At 69.0% G+C, this 18,357-nt stretch carries 15 protein-coding genes, 1 tRNA gene and 2 pseudogenes; 9 read left to right on the plus strand and 9 right to left on the minus strand.

What is annotated here, in order from left to right:
* The first annotated feature begins 245 nt into the window (after positions 1–245).
* On the plus strand, positions 246–920 hold the full coding sequence (locus tag JK359_RS27625) for a Crp/Fnr family transcriptional regulator (protein WP_201841107.1): 675 nt from the start codon (positions 246–248) through the stop codon (positions 918–920).
* Between the two features lie 194 nt (positions 921–1,114).
* Here the strand turns inward: JK359_RS27625 and JK359_RS27630 are convergent, their stop codons facing one another.
* The 4 genes and pseudogenes from JK359_RS27630 to sp36 form a co-directional block, all read right to left on the minus strand.
* A complete protein-coding gene (locus JK359_RS27630; RefSeq protein ID WP_201841109.1) occupies positions 1,115–1,945 on the minus strand; it encodes an MBL fold metallo-hydrolase in 831 nt (276 codons plus the stop codon).
* Positions 1,946–2,127: 182 nt separating this feature from the next.
* Positions 2,128–3,003, minus strand: a pseudogene (locus tag JK359_RS27635) (NUDIX hydrolase); the annotation flags it as partial.
* A gap of 66 nt (positions 3,004–3,069) precedes the next feature.
* Complete coding sequence (locus JK359_RS27640) at positions 3,070–3,534, minus strand: RidA family protein (RefSeq protein ID WP_201841112.1); 465 nt, start codon at positions 3,532–3,534, stop codon at positions 3,070–3,072.
* Positions 3,531–3,692, minus strand: coding sequence for a Sp36 family protein (sp36, locus tag JK359_RS27645; protein ID WP_003975360.1), 162 nt, complete (start codon positions 3,690–3,692; stop codon positions 3,531–3,533). Before sp36 ends, JK359_RS27640 begins: the two co-directional genes overlap by 4 nt.
* Before the next feature lie 34 nt (positions 3,693–3,726).
* Between sp36 and bagA the strand changes: the two genes are divergently transcribed.
* Together bagA and bagB are read left to right on the plus strand one after the other, a co-directional pair.
* The gene (gene bagA, locus JK359_RS27650) at positions 3,727–4,776 is read left to right on the plus strand and encodes an ATPase BagA (protein ID WP_307788298.1); all 1,050 of its coding nucleotides are present in this window, start codon (positions 3,727–3,729) and stop codon (positions 4,774–4,776) included.
* Positions 4,773–6,269, plus strand: coding sequence for an ATPase BagB (gene bagB / locus JK359_RS27655; RefSeq protein WP_236678534.1), 1,497 nt, complete (start codon positions 4,773–4,775; stop codon positions 6,267–6,269). Before bagA ends, bagB begins: the two co-directional genes overlap by 4 nt.
* 161 nt (positions 6,270–6,430) lie before the next feature.
* Here bagB and wblA read toward each other — a convergent pair whose 3' ends face one another.
* Entirely contained in the window at positions 6,431–6,769 is a 339-nt protein-coding gene (gene wblA / locus JK359_RS27660; protein ID WP_201841212.1) for a transcriptional regulator WblA, read from the minus strand.
* 560 nt (positions 6,770–7,329) lie between these two features.
* Between wblA and JK359_RS27665 the strand changes: the two genes are divergently transcribed.
* Complete coding sequence (locus JK359_RS27665; RefSeq protein WP_201841117.1) at positions 7,330–9,681, plus strand: transglycosylase domain-containing protein; 2,352 nt, start codon at positions 7,330–7,332, stop codon at positions 9,679–9,681.
* A gap of 305 nt (positions 9,682–9,986) precedes the next feature.
* Here the strand turns inward: JK359_RS27665 and JK359_RS27670 are convergent, their stop codons facing one another.
* Positions 9,987–10,454 carry a GatB/YqeY domain-containing protein gene (locus JK359_RS27670; protein WP_201841120.1) on the minus strand — a complete coding sequence of 156 codons (468 nt, stop codon included), beginning with the start codon at positions 10,452–10,454 and terminating at the stop codon, positions 9,987–9,989.
* Between the two features lie 115 nt (positions 10,455–10,569).
* On the opposite strand from JK359_RS27670, the gene JK359_RS27675 reads away from it, so the two are divergent.
* The 3 genes from JK359_RS27675 (at position 10,570) to JK359_RS27685 (ending at position 12,641) form a co-directional block, all read left to right on the plus strand.
* Positions 10,570–11,496, plus strand: coding sequence for a metallophosphoesterase (locus tag JK359_RS27675; RefSeq protein ID WP_201841123.1), 927 nt, complete (start codon positions 10,570–10,572; stop codon positions 11,494–11,496).
* Positions 11,497–11,742: 246 nt separating this feature from the next.
* Positions 11,743–12,501: a Pr6Pr family membrane protein gene (locus tag JK359_RS27680; protein WP_201841125.1), complete on the plus strand. Its 759-nt coding sequence runs from the start codon at positions 11,743–11,745 to the stop codon at positions 12,499–12,501.
* Between the two features lie 66 nt (positions 12,502–12,567).
* A tRNA-Pro gene (locus tag JK359_RS27685) sits at positions 12,568–12,641 on the plus strand.
* Between the two features lie 158 nt (positions 12,642–12,799).
* On the opposite strand, the gene JK359_RS39945 is transcribed toward JK359_RS27685, so the two are convergent.
* Together JK359_RS39945 and JK359_RS39365 are read right to left on the minus strand one after the other, a co-directional pair.
* Entirely contained in the window at positions 12,800–12,922 is a 123-nt protein-coding gene (locus JK359_RS39945; RefSeq protein ID WP_269139049.1) for a hypothetical protein, read from the minus strand.
* Between the two features lie 1,140 nt (positions 12,923–14,062).
* Positions 14,063–15,234: pseudogene (locus JK359_RS39365) on the minus strand (site-specific integrase).
* A 492-nt stretch (positions 15,235–15,726) separates the two neighbouring features.
* Here JK359_RS39365 and JK359_RS27695 point away from each other — a divergent pair.
* The gene (locus JK359_RS27695) at positions 15,727–16,077 is read left to right on the plus strand and encodes a hypothetical protein (RefSeq protein ID WP_201841127.1); all 351 of its coding nucleotides are present in this window, start codon (positions 15,727–15,729) and stop codon (positions 16,075–16,077) included.
* Between the two features lie 702 nt (positions 16,078–16,779).
* On the plus strand, positions 16,780–16,944 hold the full coding sequence (locus JK359_RS27700) for a hypothetical protein (RefSeq protein ID WP_201841129.1): 165 nt from the start codon (positions 16,780–16,782) through the stop codon (positions 16,942–16,944).
* Positions 16,945–17,156: 212 nt separating this feature from the next.
* Here the strand turns inward: JK359_RS27700 and JK359_RS39370 are convergent, their stop codons facing one another.
* The gene (locus JK359_RS39370) at positions 17,157–17,783 is read right to left on the minus strand and encodes a hypothetical protein (protein ID WP_236678535.1); all 627 of its coding nucleotides are present in this window, start codon (positions 17,781–17,783) and stop codon (positions 17,157–17,159) included.
* Between the last annotated feature and the right edge of the window lie 574 nt (positions 17,784–18,357).

An 18,357-nucleotide genomic window follows, 5' to 3' on the forward strand; every position in this document is an offset into this window, starting at 1 on the left:
CAGCCCCCTTGGCCTGTGCTCTCACCGGCGATTTGGACACCCGGCCAGCCTAGAGCCAGGCACCCGCATCCGCCCCGGACCCGGGATACCGGTCCCCGATTGGACCCCTGACGCTTACCCCGGGACACCTGTGCGGCATCCTTGTGACAGATCACACTGTTTGGACCGTCCGGCAAAATGGGGAACACGGTCCCCTGGCACACCGGGGGAAAGATCCCCTGAGCAGGTCGACAAGGAGAGAACTCGTGGACGACGTTCTGCGGCGCAACCCGCTCTTCGCGGCTCTCGACGACGAGCAGGCCGCGGAGCTTCGCGCCTCCATGGGTGAGGTGACCCTCGCACGCGGCGACTCCCTGTTCCACGAGGGCGACCCCGGGGACCGGCTGTACGTCGTCACCGAAGGCAAGGTCAAGCTGCACCGCACCTCACCCGACGGACGCGAGAACATGCTCGCCGTCGTCGGCCCCGGCGAGCTGATCGGCGAACTGTCGCTGTTCGACCCCGGCCCGCGCACGGCCACCGCGACCGCGCTGACCGAGGTCAAGCTGCTCGCCCTGGGACACGGCGACCTCCAGCCCTGGCTGAACGCCCGCCCCGAGGTGGCCGGCGCCCTGCTGCGCGCCGTCGCCCGCCGTCTGCGCAAGACCAACGACGCCATGTCCGACCTGGTCTTCTCCGACGTCCCGGGCCGCGTGGCGCGCGCCCTGCTGGACCTCTCGCGCCGCTTCGGCGTGCAGTCCGAGGAAGGCATCCACGTCGTCCACGACCTCACGCAGGAGGAGCTGGCCCAGCTGGTCGGCGCCTCCCGCGAGACCGTGAACAAGGCACTCGCGGACTTCGCCCAGCGCGGGTGGCTGCGCCTGGAAGCGCGGGCCGTGATCCTGCTGGACGTCGAGCGGCTGGCCAAGAGGTCGCGCTGACCCACCCCGGGGCCCCGCCCCGAAGCCCCGCTCCGGCCTCGCCTCGCGACGCCGGACGGGGCTTTCTGCTGCCGCCACGGCCGCCGTACGTCGCCCGGGCCGGACCCCGCGTCGCCCGGATCGAACCGCGCGTCACCCAGACCGAACCGCGCGTCACCCGGACTTGAGCCCCGGCCGCCGCGGCACCGGCCCGGTTAGATCAGCCCGTGCTCGCTGAGGTAGTCCAGCTGGGCCCGTACCGACAGTTCCGCCGCCGGCCACAGGGAGCGGTCCACGTCGTAGTAGACGTGGGCGACGACCTCGGCCGCGGTGCGGTGACCGTTCTCGACCGCGGTCTCCACCTGGGCGAGCCGGTGGGCGCGGTGGGCGAGGTAGAACTCGACTGCTCCCTGGGCGTCCTCCAGGACCGGCCCGTGGCCCGGCAGGACGGTGTGCACGCCGTCGTCGACGGTGAGGGACCTCAGGCGGCGCAGCGAGTCCAGGTAGTCCCCGAGACGGCCGTCGGGATGCGCCACGACCGTCGTACCGCGACCCAGGACGGTGTCGCCGGTCAGCACCGCCCGGTCGGCCGGGAGGTGGAAGGACAGCGAGTCAGCGGTGTGCCCCGGCGTCGGTACGACCCTCAGCTCCAGGCCGCCGACGGAGACGACGTTCCCGGCGGCCAGGCCCTCGTCGCCGAGCCGCAGCGCCGGGTCGAGGGCACGCACGCGCGTACCGGTCAGCTCGGCGAACCGGGCGGCGCCTTCGGCGTGGTCGGGGTGGCCGTGGGTGAGCAGGGTCAGGGCTATGCGCTTGCCGGCCCGCTCGGCCGTGTCGACGACGTTGCGCAGATGGCCTTCGTCCAGGGGACCCGGGTCGATCACCACCGCCAGGGCGGAGTCGGGCTCGGCGACGATCCAGGTGTTGGTGCCGTCCAGGGTCATCGCGGAGGCGTTCGGCGCGAGGACGTTGACGGCCCGTTCGGTGGCCGGGCCCGAGAGGACCCCGCCCCGGGGCTGGCCCGGCAGGGCAGCTGCGTCGGTCATGCGGGACCTCCCCCGGTCGTCTCGGCAGCCGTGTCCGCCGTCGTCCGCACGCTCGTCCGCCCAGCCGCCCCTTCGGCTGTCTTCCCCGCCGTCCCTTCGGCTCCCTCGACAGCCATCCCCTCAGCTGTCTCCCCAGCCATCCCTTCGGCTGTCTCCCCAGCCATCCCTTCGGCTGTCTCCCCAGCCATCCCCCCGGTCGTCTCCGCCGTCGGGACGTGCTTGGTGAACTCGTCGTGTCCGGGCCAGGACAGGACGATCTCGCCGGCCTCGAGACGCGCGCGGGCCAGCACCGGGGTCATGTCGCGCGCGGGCGCGGCGGCCAGGGCCTCGGCGGCGGTGGCGTACGGCAGCAGCTGGCGCAGGGTGGCGATGGTGGGCGGCATCATCAGCAGCTCGCCCTTGTCGTAGCCGGCGGCGGCCTCCTCGGGGCGGATCCACACCGTGCGGTCGGCCTCCGTGGAGGCGTTCCGGGTGCGCTGCCCCTCGGGGAGTGCGGCCACGAAGAACCACGTGTCGTAGCGGCGGGCCTCGAACTCCGGGGTGATCCAGCGGGTCCAGGCGCCCAGCAGGTCCGAGCGCAGCACCAGGCCGCGCCGGTCCAGGAACTCGGCGAAGGACAGCTCGCGCGCGACCAGGGCGGCGCGGTCGGCCTCCCAGTCGTCGCCTGTGGTGTCGCCGACGACCGACTCCGGACCGGGCCCGGCGAGCAGCACGCCGGCCTCCTCGTAGGTCTCCCGCACGGCGGCGCAGACGATCGCCTGGGCGCCCGCCTCGTCGACGCCGAGCCGCTCCGCCCACCACGCGCGCGCGGGGCCGGCCCAGCGGACCTGGCGGTCGTCGTCCCGCGGATCGACACCGCCCCCGGGATACGCGTACGCGCCCCCGGCGAAGGCCATGGAGGCGCGTCTGCGCAGCATGTGGACGACCGGACCGGAGGAGGTGTCCTTCAGGAGCAGCACGGTGGCCGCACGCCGAGGGGATACCGGGGTGAGTGTGCCGTCCGCGAGCGCGCGGATGCGGTCCGGCCACTCCGGGGGGTACCACTGACCGTTCGCCATGGCCGGAGGCTATCCCGTGTAGGGCGAATGTTCGAGAGGTACCGAGGTCAGGGCCCCGGCGCGGGGCTACGGGACCAGCTCGACCTGGATCTCGACCTCGACCGGGGCGTCCAGCGGCAGCACCGCGACGCCGACCGCGCTGCGGGCGTGCACGCCCTTGTCACCGAGGACCTCGCCGAGCAGTTCGCTGGCACCGTTGACGACGCCGGGCTGCCCGGTGAAGTCGGACGCCGAGGCGACGAAGCCGACGACCTTCACCACGCGCGCGATGCGGTCCAGGTCACCGACGACGGACTTCACGGCGGCCAGGGCGTTCAGCGCGCAGGTGCGGGCCAGCTCCTTGGCCTCCTCCGGCGTGACCTCGGCACCCACCTTGCCGGTGACCGGCAGCTTGCCCTCCACCATCGGCAGCTGGCCGGCGGTGTAGACGTACACGCCGGACTGCACGGCCGGCTGGTACGAGGCCAGCGGCGGTACGACCGCCGGAAGGGTCAGGCCCAGTTCGGCCAGCTTGGTCTCGACCGTGCTCACGCCTGCTTCTCCCGCTTCAGGTAGGCCACCAGCTGTTCGGGGTTGTTGGGCCCGGGTACGACCTGGACGAGCTCCCAGCCGTCCTCGCCCCAGGTGTCCAGAATCTGCTTCGTGGCATGGACGAGCAGCGGCACGGTTGCGTATTCCCACTTGGTCATGGGCCGACTGTAGCTGCTGTGACGCACGGGACAGGTGGCCGACCGCGACCGGTGTTATCCACAGCCTCCCGCGTGGCTGTCCGCCGGACTGGTTAGTCTCGAAGGCGTGAGCAGGCTCCAGGTCGTCAGCGGCAAGGGCGGGACCGGAAAGACGACGGTCGCCGCCGCCCTCGCGCTGGCCCTCGCGACCGAGGGGAAGCGGACGCTTCTCGTGGAGGTCGAGGGTCGGCAGGGCATCGCACAGCTCTTCGAGACGGAGGCGCTTCCCTATGAGGAGCGCAAGATCGCGGTCGCGCCGGGCGGCGGCGAGGTGTACGCCCTCGCCATCGATCCCGAACTGGCCCTTCTGGACTACCTCCAGATGTTCTACAAGCTCGGCGGCGCGGGCCGCGCGCTGAGAAAGCTCGGCGCGATCGACTTCGCCACCACCATCGCGCCCGGCCTCAGGGACGTCCTGCTGACCGGCAAGGCGTGCGAGGCGGTGCGCCGCAAGGACCGGTCGGGGAAGTTCGCGTACGACTACGTCGTCATGGACGCCCCGCCGACCGGCCGCATCACCCGCTTCCTGAACGTCAACGACGAGGTGGCGGGCCTCGCGAAGATCGGCCCGATACACAATCAGGCACAGGCCGTGATGAGGGTGCTGAAGTCGCCCGAGACGGCGGTGCACCTGGTGACGCTGCTGGAGGAGATGCCGGTCCAGGAGACCGCCGACGGCATCGCGGAGCTGCGTGCGGCGCGGCTGCCGGTGGGCAGGGTCATCGTGAACATGGTCCGCCCCGAGGTGTTGGACGCGGCGGATCTGGAACTCGTACGGACCGTGGGGCGTTCATCGGTTGCACAGGCGCTCTCGGCCGCCGGTCTGGGCGGGGCCCGGCGGGGCGGGAACGCGGAGAAACTGGTCGACCCGCTGCTGGCACAGGCCGCCGAGTACGCCGAGCGGTACGCGCTGGAGCAGGAGCAGCGCGCGGTCCTCGGCGAGCTGGGTCTGCCGCTGAACGAACTGCCGCTGCTCGCCGAGGGCATGGACCTCGCGGGCCTGTACGAACTCGCCACCGAGCTGCGGAAGCAGGAGTTGTCATGAGTCCGGACCGGGCGGGGGCGCGGGAGGCGCCCAGCGAGCTGAAGACGGCCGGGGAACCGACGACGGCCGGGGAACCGACGACGGCCGGGGAACCGACGACGGCCGGGGAACCGACGACGGCCGGGGAGCCGAGGACGGCGGAGGCGCAGGAGGCGGCCCGCCGTCTCTCCCCCGCGCGCGTGCTCGACATCGACCTGCTGCTGGACGACCCGAAGACGCGGATCGTGGTGTGCTGCGGCTCGGGCGGGGTCGGCAAGACGACGACCGCGGCGGCCCTCGGCCTCCGGGCGGCCGAGCGGGGCCGCAAGGTGGTCGTGCTGACCATCGACCCGGCCAGGCGGCTGGCCCAGTCGATGGGCATCGACTCCCTCGACAACGTGCCGCGCAAGGTGAAGGGCATAGAGGACCAGGGAAAGGCATCGCGGGGCGACACGGCCGAGGAGGACGGCGGGCGGCCGGCGGCCGGTGAGCTGCACGCCATGATGCTCGACATGAAGCGCACCTTCGACGAGGTCGTCGAGGCGCACGCGGACCCCCAGCGGGCGGCCACGATCCTGGCGAACCCCTTCTACCAGTCGCTCTCGGCGGGCTTCGCGGGCACGCAGGAGTACATGGCGATGGAGAAGCTGGGCCAGCTGCGGGCCAGGGACGAGTGGGACCTCATCGTGGTGGACACCCCTCCGTCCCGCTCCGCGCTGGACTTCCTGGACGCACCCAAGCGCCTCGGGTCGTTCCTGGACGGCCGGCTGATCCGCCTGCTCACCGCCCCGGCCAAGCTGGGCGGACGCGCGGGCATGGCCTTCCTCAACGTCGGCATGTCGATGATGACGGGCACGCTGGGCAAGTTGCTGGGCGGTCAGCTGCTGAAGGACGTGCAGACCTTCGTGGCCGCGATGGACACCACGTTCGGTGGTTTCCGTACGCGCGCGGACGCCACCTACAAGCTGCTCCAGGCACCCGGCACCGCGTTCCTGGTGGTGGCGGCCCCGGAGCGGGACGCACTGCGCGAGGCCGCGTACTTCGTGGAGCGGCTGGCCGCGGAGGACATGCCGCTGGTGGGTCTCGTGCTCAATCGGGTCCACGGCAGCGGCGCCGGCCGGCTGTCGGCCGAGCGGGCGCTCGCCGCCGCGGAAAATCTTGAGGACCCCCGCATTGTGGATCAGGGGGACGGGAAAGCTGGACTTCGTAACTCTCCCGACACGTACGGCAGTTCACAACCTCCCGCATCCGAGGCCGCAGGCACCGCGACCGAGGAAGGCTCCCCCGCCGACGCGGAGCGCTCTGTCGACCAGCTCACCGCGGGCCTGCTGAGGCTGCACGCCGAACGCATGCAGCTGCTCTCGCGCGAGCAGCGCACGCGTGACCGCTTCACCGCCCGCCACCCCGAGGTGGCGGTGGTCGAAGTGCCCGCACTGCCCGGCGACGTCCACGACCTCGCGGGCCTGCGCGACATCGGGGACAGACTGGCGGCCGGACGGCCGGAGCACACGTAGGCACGCACATGGCATGCGTGGACGCACACGGCACACGTGGGCGCACAGGGCGGACGTCCGCGCGGAGGCGCGGGCGACTGCCAGAAGTGGTGGGGCTTCCGGGCTCTGGCGGGACCAGGCCGGAGCGATGTGCCCCTGGCGTGTGCCGGAGGGCGGTGCCCTCAGCTCACCGCCGCGTAGTTCTCGTACACCTCGTCGCTGTCGAGTGGCACGATGCCGACGCCCCGCTCGTACTCCGAGCGGGCGGTTTCCAGCAGCCTGCGCCACGAGGTCACGGTAGGCCGCCGGCGCAGCAGTGCGCGGCGCTCCCGCTCCGTCATGCCTCCCCAAACGCCGAATTCGACGCGGTTGTCCAGCGCGTCTGCCAGACACTCGGTGCGTACCGGGCATCCGGTGCACACCGCCTTGGCCCTGTTCTGCGCTGCTCCCTGAACGAACAGTTCATCCGGATCGGTAGTGCGGCAGGCAGCCTGCGCACTCCAGTCGGTTACCCAGCCCATACCGGCGCCGTCCTCTCCCGAATCGAGGCTCCCCCACGGCGGCAGCGGCATATTCACCGCCGCCAGTTGAGGACGTTACGGAAGGTGGGGACAGCGCAACACCCCCTTCGGGCCCAATCTTGAATGGCCCGAACGGACTATGGGTAAGCGGCAGATCACCCGCGGGAGTGAGCTGGCGACATGCGCGACCATCCCGGCAAACCGGGACAGCTGTGGTGCGCCACACCGGGCGCCAGGCGACACACGAGGCGGATTCGGACACGTCCCCCTCAGGCAGCGGGCACGTCGTCTTGCGTTTTCCTGGCCGCGTCCGGAACGATTCGGGGTCGCCGGACGTATGCATACGTGACCGCACTGCTGTGACAGTTGAGAGCAGCTTAGGCCAAGGCCTGCGCGCGTGTCCGGCGAATGGGAACGTAGGCGTGCTGCTTTGCCGTGCCGTGACGCGGACCGGCACAACCCGGCGGCTCCCGGGCGGGACATCACGATCCGGCAATCGGAACATCCCGAGAAGCGGTCGCTCCATCGGAACGCTCAACAGTACGGATTAGGCTGCCCTCATGCCAAAGAAGCGCTCGGGCGGTGGTCTGTCGACCATGCAGCAGGCCACCAAGTTCCTCGGTGTCAGTGTGCTCGCCGGTGCCGTCATGGCGGGCATCGCGCTGCCTGCGGCCGGCGTGCTGGGCCTCGCGGCCAAGGGCTCGGTCAAGGGATTCGACGAGATCCCGGCCAACCTGAAGAGTCCCCAGCTGAGCCAGCGCACCACGATCCTGGACAACCAGGGCAACCAGATCGCGACCGTCTACTCCCGCGACCGTACGGTCGTCGATCTGAAGGACATCTCGCCGTACATGCAGAAGGCGATCGTCGCGATCGAGGACTCGCGCTTCTACAAGCACGGCGCGGTCGACCTCAAGGGTGTCCTACGCGCCTTGAACACGAACGCCCGGGAAGGTGGTGTCGCCCAAGGCGCCTCCACCCTCACCCAGCAGCTCGTGAAGAACTACTTCATCGAGGAGGCCGGTGACGACCCCACGAAGGTCGCCGAGGCCACCCAGCAGACACTCGGCCGCAAGATCCGCGAACTGAAGTACGCGATCCAGATCGAGGACAAGCTCGGCAAGAAGAAGATCCTCGAGAACTACCTGAACATCACCTTCTTCGGCGAGCAGGCCTACGGCGTCGAGGCGGCCTCCCAGCGCTACTTCTCCAAGCACGCCAAGGACCTGAACCTGCAGGAGTCCGCGCTGCTGGCCGGCATCGTGCAGTCCCCGAGCCGCTACGACCCGGTCAACGACGAGGCGGAGGCCACCAAGCGGCGCAACATCGTGCTGCAGCGCATGGCGGAACTCGGCAACATCTCCCAGCGGGAGGCCGACCAGGCCAAGGAGAAGCCGCTCGGCCTGCACACCAGCCGCCCCAAGAACGGCTGCATCACCGCGACGAAGAGCGCCGGCTTCTTCTGCGACTACGTCCGCGACATCCTGCTGACCGACCCGGCCTTCGGCAAGACCAGGGAGAAGCGGGCCAAGCTCTGGAACCAGGGCGGCCTGACGATCCGGACCACACTCGACCCGCAGGCCCAGCGGTCCGCGCAGGCCTCGATAAAGGACCACGTCTACAAGAGCGACGCCGTGGCCACCGCCGCGACCATCGTCGAGCCCGGCACCGGCAAGATCCTCGCCATGGGCCAGTCGCGTCCGTACGGCGTGAACACCAAGAACCACGAGACGACGATCAACCTGTCCGTGAACCAGGACATGGGCGGCGGCGCGGGCTACCAGCCCGGTTCGACGTTCAAGCCGATCGTCGCCGCGGCGGCCATCGAGGGCGGGAAGTCCCCGGGGCAGGAGTACTCGTCCCCGTACGAGATGCCGTACCCGAGCCCGGTGAACGCCTGCAACGGCAAGGTCTGGCGGAACAACCCGAACAAGCCGGAGAAGCTGAAGAACGAGAACGAGTCCGAGCGCGGCCCGTACGCCATGGAGGAGGCGACCGCGAAGTCGGTCAACACCTACTACGTGCAGCTGATCAGCGACATCGGCATCTGCCCGGTCATCGACATGGCCAAGAAGATGGGCGTGGCCCGCGCCGACGGCCGCAAGATCGACCAGGCTCCCTCGATCGCGCTCGGCACCCAGGAGATGTCCCCGCTCACGATGGCGAGCGCGTACGCCGCCTTCGCCTCGCGCGGGATGTACTGCACCCCGATCGCCATCGAGTCGATCACTCAGAAGGTCGGCAGCGAGCACAAGTCCCTGGCGGTGCCGAAGTCGACCTGCTCGCGGGCGATGTCGGAGAACACCGCCGACACCATCAGCACGCTCCTGAAGGGCGTGGTCGAGGACGGCACGGGCCAGGAGGCCGGTCTCGGCAGCCGGGCGAGCGCGGGCAAGACGGGTACGACGGACGAGCGCTTTGCGGCCTGGTTCGTCGGCTACACCCCGAACATGGCGGGCGCGGTGTGGGTCGGCGACCCGCAGCACAAGCGCCGGATGGTCAACATCACCATCGGTGGTGTCGGACACGACAAGGTCTACGGCGGCCAGGTGCCGGGCCCGATCTGGCGCGACATGATGAACGGCGCCCTGGAGGGCAAGCCCGCGCCCGAGTTCAATCTGGTCGACCTCCCCGAGGACACCCACGAGGGTGATGATCAGGGAAAAGGCGACCGGGGGGAGAACGGCGGGACCAACGGGGACCCGGGACAGGTGATCGGAGGACTGATCGGCGGCCTGACCAACGGGGGCACCGGTGACGGTGGCACCGATGGCGGCACCCCGGGCGGCGTGACCGGCGGCGACACCGGCGGCACCTTCCCGACGCCCACGTTCTCCATCCCCGAGAACTTCATCCAGGGCCAGGGCAACGGCGGCAACAACGGCAACGGCATCGGGGGCCGCCGGGGTTAGCGACTCCGCGCAGCGCCGGAAGCGCCGGAAGCCGACACGACAGCGGGGCCGCACCTCTCTCGGAGGGAGGTGCGGCCCCGCGGCCGTCTCAGCGGAACCGAACCGAGCCGGACCGACCTAGCCGGACCGACCTAGCCGGACCGACGGAGCTGTGGCTGTACCGGCGCATCGGCGTGACGGCGTGCGGTGCACCGGTGTACGGCACAGCGGTGCCTCTGGGTGACAGCGTGCGGTGCACCGACGTACGGCAAAACCGTGCACCGGGGTGACTGCGTGCGGTGCACCGGCGCACCGGTCAGGGAGTCTCAGCCCTGGAGGAGCTTCTTCACCACCGTTGCGACCCGGCCGCCCTCGGCCTGGCCGGCCACCTTCGGGTTCACGATCTTCATGACGGCACCCATGGCCCGCGGCCCCTCGGCACCGCTCGCCTTGGCCTCCTCCACGGCCTGGGCGACGATCGCCTCCAGCTCGTCGTCGGAGAGCTGCTTGGGCAGGTACTCGGCGAGCACCACACCCTCCGCCTTCTCCCGCTCGGCCTGCTCGGCACGACCACCCTGCGCGAAGGCGTCGGCGGCCTCACGGCGCTTCTTCGCCTCGCGGGTGATCACCTTGAGGACCTCGTCGTCGGACAGCTCCCGCTTCTCCTTGCCCGCGACCTCCTCCTTGGTGATCGCGGCGAGCGTCAGCCGCAGCGTCGAGGAGCGCAGCTCGTCGCGCTCCTTGATCGCGGCGTTGAGGTCGTCGTGCAGCTTCGACTTGAGCGTGGTGGTCATGGTCACGATTGTCGCAGGTGCACTGCCGCCCGTGCCCGCTCATTTATCCGGCGGCCGTTCTCGCGTATCCGGCGGCCGTTCTCGCGGCGGTCAACCGGTCTGACACGATGGACACATGCGCGCGCGATACGGAGTTCCCCTGGGAATCGTGGCGGCCGGCGCCGCCGGCCTGGTGTATGCAGCGGGTTTCGAGGCCCGCTCCTTCCGCCTGCGACGGGTCACCGTCCCCGTCCTGCCCCCGGGCATGCGCCCGCTGCGCGTCCTGCAGGTCTCCGACATCCACATGGTGGGCGGGCAGCGCAAGAAGCAGCGCTGGCTGCAGTCGCTGGCCGGCCTGCGCCCGGACTTCGTGATCAACACGGGTGACAACCTGTCGGACCCGGAGGGCGTCCCCGAGGTCCTGGACGCGCTCGGTCCCCTGATGGAGTTCCCCGGTGCGTACGTCTTCGGTTCCAACGACTACTACGGCCCCAAGCTCCGCAATCCCGCCCGCTACCTGCTGGAGAAGGCGAGCGGACGCCACGGGCTGAACGGCAACGCGCCGGCGGTCGGCGCGATCCACAATCCGTGGGAGGACCTGCGGGACGGGTTCGACGCGGCGGGCTGGCTGAACCTGACGAACACCCGGGGGGCGCTGAAGATCGAGGGCGTCTCCATCGAGCTGACCGGCCTGGACGACCCGCACATCAAGCGGGACCGGTACGCGCGGGTGGCCGGCGGGCCCTCGGAGTCGTACGACTTCTCGCTCGCCGTGGTCCACGCCCCGTACCTGCGGGTACTGGACGCGTTCACCGCGGACGCCTATCCGCTCATCCTGGCCGGCCACACCCACGGCGGCCAGCTGTGCATCCCCTTCTACGGCGCCCTGGTCACCAACTGCGACCTGGACACGGACCGCGTGAAGGGCCTCTCCACGCACACGTCCGAGGGCCGTACCTCCTACCTCCACGTCTCAGCGGGCTGCGGCACGAACCGCTACACCCCGGTGAGGTTCGCCTGCCCGCCGGAGGCGACGTTGCTGACGCTGGTGGGGCGGGAGTAGCGCGGACCGGGACGGCAGACGGCGGGGGAGCCGGGCGACAAGGGCTGGGGGCACGTAACCGCCTGGCGCGGACCTGGACGGCAGACGGCGGGGGAACCGGGCGGCAGGGGCCGGGGGCACGTAACCGCCTGGCGCGGACCTGGACGGCAGACGGCGGGGGAACCGGGCGGCAGGGGCCGGGCGGACGTAACCCGCCTGGCCCAACCCACGTGGCTGTGCCCCTTCCACGTTCCTAGCGTGAGGAGCATGACCGCTCCGATACCCAGGGAGATCCCGGACCTGCCCGCGGTCCCCGGTCCACCCCTGCTGCTCCCCGCGCCGGTGCCGGCCACCGCGGTGGTGCCGCCGATCCGCCACCCCCTGACCGCGGTGTTCCGTCTCGTGATCGCCGTGACGGCGGCCGGCGGCGTCGCCCTGGAACTGCTCCTGGGCAGCCCGGCCCGCATCCTGAGCTACTTCAGCGTCCAGGCCAACGTCCTGGTGGCCATAGTCATGCTCATGTCGGCGACGAGGGCCTGGCGGGCCCGCCGCCCGCTCCCGTCCGCCGTGACAGGCGCCACGCTCCTCTACGCCGTGATCACGGCCCTCGTCTACCACCTGCTCCTGGACCACACGACGCCCCCCTTCTCCATGACCGGAGCGACGACGGTCCCCGAGCGCTGGCACGCCCAGTGGGCGGCACTCCAGGTACTCCACACGCTGGTCCCGGCGGCGGCCGTTCTGGACTGGCTCCTCCTCACCCCAAGGGCCCGTCTGCGCCTCCGCCAGGCCGCGGCCTGGCTGCTCTACCCCTTGGCGTACCTGGTCTTCACCCTGGGCCGGGCCGCCTTCTTCCCCCCGACCAGCCCGTCGCGCTACCTCTACCCCTTCCTGGACGTGACGGCCCACGGCTACCGCAGCACCCTCGCCAACGCCCTCCTCCTCGGCCTCGCGATCTACGCCCTGGCCGTCCTCTTGGTAGCCCTCGACCACACCCGCCCGGCCCCGTCCCGCCACCGCCGCTAAACCGGATTTCGTCTACAGCCACCGGTGGGCTAAAGTAAACGTCGTCGCCGCGAGAAGCAGCGACATCGGGGTGTAGCGCAGCTTGGCAGCGCGCTTCGTTCGGGACGAAGAGGTCGTGGGTTCAAATCCCGCCACCCCGACAGCCAAGTAGCAGGTCAGAGAGCCCTTACCGATTCGGTGAGGGCCCTCTGGCTTTGCTGCGTGTCTACCTGCGTGACTACAGCCAGGAACCAATGTGGCGACGCGGCTACGCCACCCCTGGGGCAGTGAAGGAGACTGTGATGCCCCCTCGCCGTGCCTACTCCCAGAGCCGTACGGCGTAGTAGACCGCCTGCAAGGTGCGTGCCGCTACGGCGCTGACGTCACGCAGCCTCTTGATGTTCCGGATGAGGCGAACCGCCCTGATCTGCTTCCCGGACAAGCCCCCCCCCCTCAATCCGTGTGATCTATACGGTTGGAAAGCAGGACCTCAGCAGCGCCATACCACCGGAATGGCTGCGCACCGCCTCGCCAGAGGAGGGAAGCGTGGTCACCGATGTCATCGGCAGTGACGTACCGGGGAACCTGTCGTGTCGGCCATCCCGGGTAGACACCCACGCCTCGTGCGGCTATCCAGCCGACCCTGGTCTGGTCAGGGTCAACAACGAACAGATCGCCGTATCCAGCAGGCAGAGAGAACCTGTCGACACCCAACACAGACCACCGGCTCCCTTTAGAGGTTTCCCGGAAAGACACCTCAATGACCTGAGGGCCCGTGTGGCTGAAGAGAAACGCGTGAGCAGAGCCGACTTCCCGCGTGTCACCGCCGTCGCATGGAAGCCACGGAACCGGATCACCAGGCGAGTCGGGATCCCAGTCGTCTGGCCATCCATACCGCCCGTAGGCATACCTGCTGGACCAGGACGGCGGGAGGGAGGCGTCGGCGGGATGCCGCGGCCCGTTGAATGCCTGGACCAAGAGACGGTGATAGCTCATGTCGCCCGTCGCCCGTCGCCAGCGTCACACGTGTCCGCTCGGGACCTGCTGTGCAGTGGATCAGACCCCACTCGCCTGGACTCGGTGCGAGAGCCTGCCGCGCGCAGAGGGCTGCATAGCTGAGGCCCTGCCGCACTGCGAACGCACGCGTCACTTCCGAGTGTTCATGTGGAACGAGTCTGCCGATGTCGATGGACATGCGGAAACCGGCCCTTCGCTCAAGCGGCACCGTTTCGGCGCCGGCGATGTCGTAGAGCTTGACCCGGGCGTGGCCGTCACCGCCACCGACCCGAACAGCGAAGCGCCAGCTGCATCACGATGAGCAAAATGACATGTGACCTGGACCTTTATCACCTATCACGGAGCCCCGAGAGGGATTCTGCAGGGCGGTTCGTAGCTTTACTTCACCCGGACGTGTGTACGACCGCCGTCTCCCAACCCTTAGGTTCTTTACTCCTCCGTGACAAGGCGGCTCTGAGGACGCCATCGCCTCCGAAAGAGAGGAGCGCCCATGGTCTGCGAACCTCGACTTGGCACCGGGCCGCCGACCCGAAAGCGGTAGCGGTGGCCCCGCGGCACGCCATGCCTATCGGTTCGTGTCAGTACTGAAGATTCCATCCATGACCACGGCCCCGGTCTGGATCACGGGCCGGATCTGCTTCCGGTAGACCTCCTCCGTCACGGCCGTTCCGGAGTGGCCGACGAGCCTGGAGATCACTTCCAGTGGGACACCCCGGTCGGACAGCAGGGACACGAAGCCGTGCCGGAGCTCCCGGGGCGTCCACTCATCGGCGTTGATCCCGTCTATGCCCTTGAGCGCCTGGCGGAAGGCGCGGCGGACGTCGGCCGCGTCCAGCGGCTTGCCGACGGCCGAGGAGAAGACCAAGCCGTGTTCCTCCCACTCCGCATCAGCGGCGAGCCGGTCCCAGCCCTGATCCTCGAATTGCTGCCACAGGGCATCCACGCAACGGGCTGGCAGGGCGAGCGTGCGCCGAGACTTCCGGGTCTTGGTGTCCCCACTCCTCCGTACCGACCGCCAGACCGCGATGTGCGGAGGCTGCGGCGGGTCGAGGTCCGGCCGGCCCTTCAGGAAGACGTGGTCCCAGGTGAGCGCCCGCAGCTCCTCGGTGCGGGCCCCGGTCAGCAGGGCGACGACGATGTACGCGTACATCGAGGTCCCTTCGGCGCCCTTGAGCACGGCCTCGGCCTGGGCGAAGGTGAGCGCCTTGGACGGACGCCCCGCCTGCCCCCGGGGCACGAGCACAGCTCGACGACGTTGCGCTTCACCTTGTCCCGCGCCATGGGCCGCTTGACCGCACGGTTGAGACAGGAGTGGATTCCCTGGAGCGTGCGCGTGCTGAGCGTCTTCGCTTTGGTGGCCAGCCAACGGTCTACGTCATCCGCGCTCAGCTCACGCAGCTTTCGCGCGCCGAGCGATGGAATCACGTGCTTCTCGCTCAAGAGCCTCACGGTCTCGGTCTCGACGGTGCTGCGGTCGAGGCCGGCTAAGCCGTACGCCAGCCAGTCCGTCACAGCGTCCTTGACCGTGTAATTGGTGGGCGCGATGGCGAGGCCGTCTTCGTGGTCCCGCAGCACCTCCTTTAGCTTGCTCTTCGCCTCGGTCTTGGTCGTGCCACTCCCCCGCTTCACGATCCGCTTGCCGCTCGGGTCGAACCCAAGGTTCGCCGTGGCGATCCACCGCTGTCTCTTCTCGTCCCAGTGCAGACCGCCATCCCCACGGCTACGACGCTTGGTCATCAGGCGGCCTCCGCCAGCTGACTCTGGATGAAGTCGCGCACCGCGTCGGCCGGGATGCGGCGAGCGCCGTCAACCTTGAGTTGAACCCACGGTGCCATCGCTGCCACGACGGTTTTCGAGATCGCATGTCAGTTGACGTCAGAGCCCGCCCGCCCAAAGGGCTTTGATGATTGCCGCAGGCACCAATGCGAGCTCGCGGTTCTACTGGTCATCGCCGTGCACTCACGGCAGTTGAGGGGTCAATCACGCCCACTAGGCCATAAGTGGACACAACACACACCGGTCGCTACGGTCGAATTACAGGCGCCGCAAGTGCAGGAGTGTCCCCGGCGCGCATGGGGAAGTTGGCGTCGCAAGCCGGAATCCACCGGCCCGCATGGTGCCCACCGCATCGCGGTGTAGATACCGCTCCAGGGACAATCCACCCACGGGATCTGCCCTGGCCAGGTCGAGGCGCCATGTGGGCGTTCCATCTCGAAGGAGAGGAAAGCTATGCGCACGAAGCGAATCATCGCGGTCATGGCGGGCCCCCTCGCCGCAGCGGCACTGACGTTCTCGCCAGCGCTGACGGCTCAGGCGGCAGCCGCCACCCAAGCGCCGGCGGCATCCGCCCCGCAGGCCCCCGAAGCCCAGAGCCCGGGCAAACGGGGTACGGCAGACGGGACAGCAGCCGGGACTAAGGATGGCAAGCAATGCGATTGGGGAAAGAGGGATAACCCCGAAGCAAAGAAGAGCGTCTACAAGAAGGCGAGGGACTACCAGACGTACGAGGCTGCCTATGAGGCGGCCTATACAAAGGCCTACGAAGCCGTCGACAACGCCTGCGACCCGAACGAAGACTAGCGTTCATTGCCCGCAGGGGTGGCGGACACCCCCCGGATTCCGCCACAGGCGGGTGCCACGGAGGAGTGTAGTCGTGCCACTCTCGGGCCAGAACGGACGGGGACTCACGGGGACTCGGCGGCAACAACGGTGAACACACGCGAACTTGCCCCAGGACAGGTCTTCGCAGATCACGCTAGTAACCGCCCAGCCTCGCTCCTAACGCGGTGCTCCTTTGGCTGGATCACCGACCGCTACGGCAGCGGCAAGGTGACCACGGAGTCGGTTAGCTGCCTCAAACGTCATCTCTGGAAAAAGCGCCGCTTGCCCGCCTGCTCCGTGCCGGCGACGAGGCCCGTTCTGAAGCAAGATCCTCGTAGTGTCGGCATCGGGAAGACGGCCCCCGAGGCCGTTGGCGACGAGGCCAGAGATCTGGAAGCGCACAAGTTGATGACTAGACATGGAAGCATCCTGGCGCTCTTCAGCCCTCAAGTCAGGTACTTGACCGTTTGCCCAGGATCAGTGCCAAACTGACCGCAAGCGATCGCAGTTTCCCAAGCTGGGAGCCTTGATCGGTCGAGGCCCACGACGGTTCTCGACGTGCTCACCCGCGTACGCCCGGTTCACTCGATGCACCCGGCTATGCGCCCTGCCCCTGTGTAGACAGGGTGGCTCAGGCTGGATGCCCGGATCCCAGGCGGACCAACGGGAGGGGAAGGGGACATGGGTGAGTGGAAGCAGGAGAAGTGCGGTTGGCCGACGGACCGAGGCAGCTGCCGCAACAAGACGATGAAAGGCACGTCGCGTTGCTACCACCACCAAGGTGACTGGACGAAGCGCGGCCAGGCCGAGCTGAAGAAGAAGGCGAACAAGCGCCGCAAGAAGTAGGCGGGACTCGCGGGGTGAGTGTCTAACTGCGTGACAACACCGACGAACATCGGCGGACGAGCGCGGACGGTTGCGGACCATCAGCGCTGATGAGCGGCAGATCAGCCCGAGGTCAGCGCTCCTTGCGATTTACTTCGGGACGAAGCAGTCCAGAGTTCAAGGCACGCAAGCCAGCAGGCGTAATGCTGCTTCGCGAGTCCGACGCTCCTCGGTCAGGCCAGCGCAGGCATGAAGCCGCCGCAGGCGGTCCCCGAGGACAACAGGGCAGACCAGTCGAGTGCCTCAGGCAGGTGGCCCAAAGACAGAACGACTGCTCCGCCGGCCTGCTCGGCATCCGCGCACCAGTCGCCCATGTCACTCGGTGTCGTAGCGTCGTCGGCTCCGCCGACCACCGGCACGGCGATAGTGGGGACAACGAGCCCGTGGTCTCCAGGTCCGTCTACGACGCACAGGGTAAGTCGGGGAACGATGTTCCAGCCCTCGCACAGGGGCACCGCCCCGTCCGGCGCGCTCAGGAGCGGCAGGGCATCGTGGACAGGCGCGTCGGCCAGCAGGAGCACGGGCGTAGCACCACGGACGAATAGAGCGTTCTCAGGATGCAGCAGCACGGACCCACTCTCGCAGGACGGCGCATCGGGACGGCAATAGGGTGCCGAAACGGCCAACGAGCATGCGTCCGCCACGGTCATCGAACCAATGCCTGCATCCATCGTTGACATCAACAACCTCAGACCTCGGCATACCTCCTGGGCAACGGCATACAGCGCGCGACAGCAAAGTGCCGAGTTCACAGAAGCCTGATCGAACTCCTTAATGCGGTGGCGACTCGGCAGCGCCATCGACGGCAGTGACGGCAGCGTTGACGGCAACGACGGCGGACGCCAGCAGCACTCGGCGGCCTGGCACGGTAGCAACGGAGTGCCGGCAGGCCGTGCCGCCAAGGCTTGCCCGCATCTTCTAAGCGCCGGGTCACACCCTGGTGCTGGTTACGCCTGGTGGGGCTGGGCCGACCGGCCGGGTGAACCTTGGAGGTCTGCCCGTTGCCGTAGCTGTTCTGCTGACATCCACCGCGGACGGCACCTGTGCACGAGGCGGGCCCCCGCGGGACTGGGTGGAGAACGAACTCCTAAAGCGGTGCTCGTCGCCCGCCATGGTGTCTGTGCAGGCCCCCTCGCCTCAGCCCTGCTTCCCCCAGATGTCCCCCGCCAGTACGCGGCGCACGGAAATCCGCAGGTCAGACAGGTCAGAGTGGACCCGCTGTAAATCTATCGCTTTGCGTGGGGCGTCTCCCGGCCGTCTGAGGGCGTGTAGGGATGCCGCTGCCTTAGGCGTGAGCGACCTCGATTACCGGGAGCCAGTCCGTCGCTGCGTGCTCCGATGGGCCATGTGCTTAAGAGGAGGCACGTGGCGGGC

This window comes from Streptomyces actinomycinicus (assembly GCF_016741775.1).
In the GTDB taxonomy this organism is placed as follows: domain Bacteria; phylum Actinomycetota; class Actinomycetes; order Streptomycetales; family Streptomycetaceae; genus Streptomyces; species Streptomyces actinomycinicus.

Excerpts from the sequence above, each read along its gene's own strand:
- JK359_RS27630 (WP_201841109.1), bottom strand. The coding sequence starts at position 1,945 with ATGACCGACGCAGCTGCCCTGCCGGGCCAGCCCCGGGGCGGGGTCCTC.
- sp36 (WP_003975360.1), bottom strand. The coding sequence starts at position 3,692 with ATGACCAAGTGGGAATACGCAACCGTGCCGCTGCTCGTCCATGCCACG.
- bagB (WP_236678534.1), top strand. The coding sequence starts at position 4,773 with ATGAGTCCGGACCGGGCGGGGGCGCGGGAGGCGCCCAGCGAGCTGAAG.
- wblA (WP_201841212.1), bottom strand. The coding sequence starts at position 6,769 with ATGGGCTGGGTAACCGACTGGAGTGCGCAGGCTGCCTGCCGCACTACC.
- JK359_RS27665 (WP_201841117.1), top strand. The coding sequence starts at position 7,330 with ATGCCAAAGAAGCGCTCGGGCGGTGGTCTGTCGACCATGCAGCAGGCC.
- JK359_RS27670 (WP_201841120.1), bottom strand. The coding sequence starts at position 10,454 with ATGACCACCACGCTCAAGTCGAAGCTGCACGACGACCTCAACGCCGCG.
- JK359_RS27675 (WP_201841123.1), top strand. The coding sequence starts at position 10,570 with ATGCGCGCGCGATACGGAGTTCCCCTGGGAATCGTGGCGGCCGGCGCC.
- JK359_RS27680 (WP_201841125.1), top strand. The coding sequence starts at position 11,743 with ATGACCGCTCCGATACCCAGGGAGATCCCGGACCTGCCCGCGGTCCCC.
- JK359_RS27695 (WP_201841127.1), top strand. The coding sequence starts at position 15,727 with ATGCGCACGAAGCGAATCATCGCGGTCATGGCGGGCCCCCTCGCCGCA.
- JK359_RS27700 (WP_201841129.1), top strand. The coding sequence starts at position 16,780 with ATGGGTGAGTGGAAGCAGGAGAAGTGCGGTTGGCCGACGGACCGAGGC.
- JK359_RS39370 (WP_236678535.1), bottom strand. The coding sequence starts at position 17,783 with ATGGCGCTGCCGAGTCGCCACCGCATTAAGGAGTTCGATCAGGCTTCT.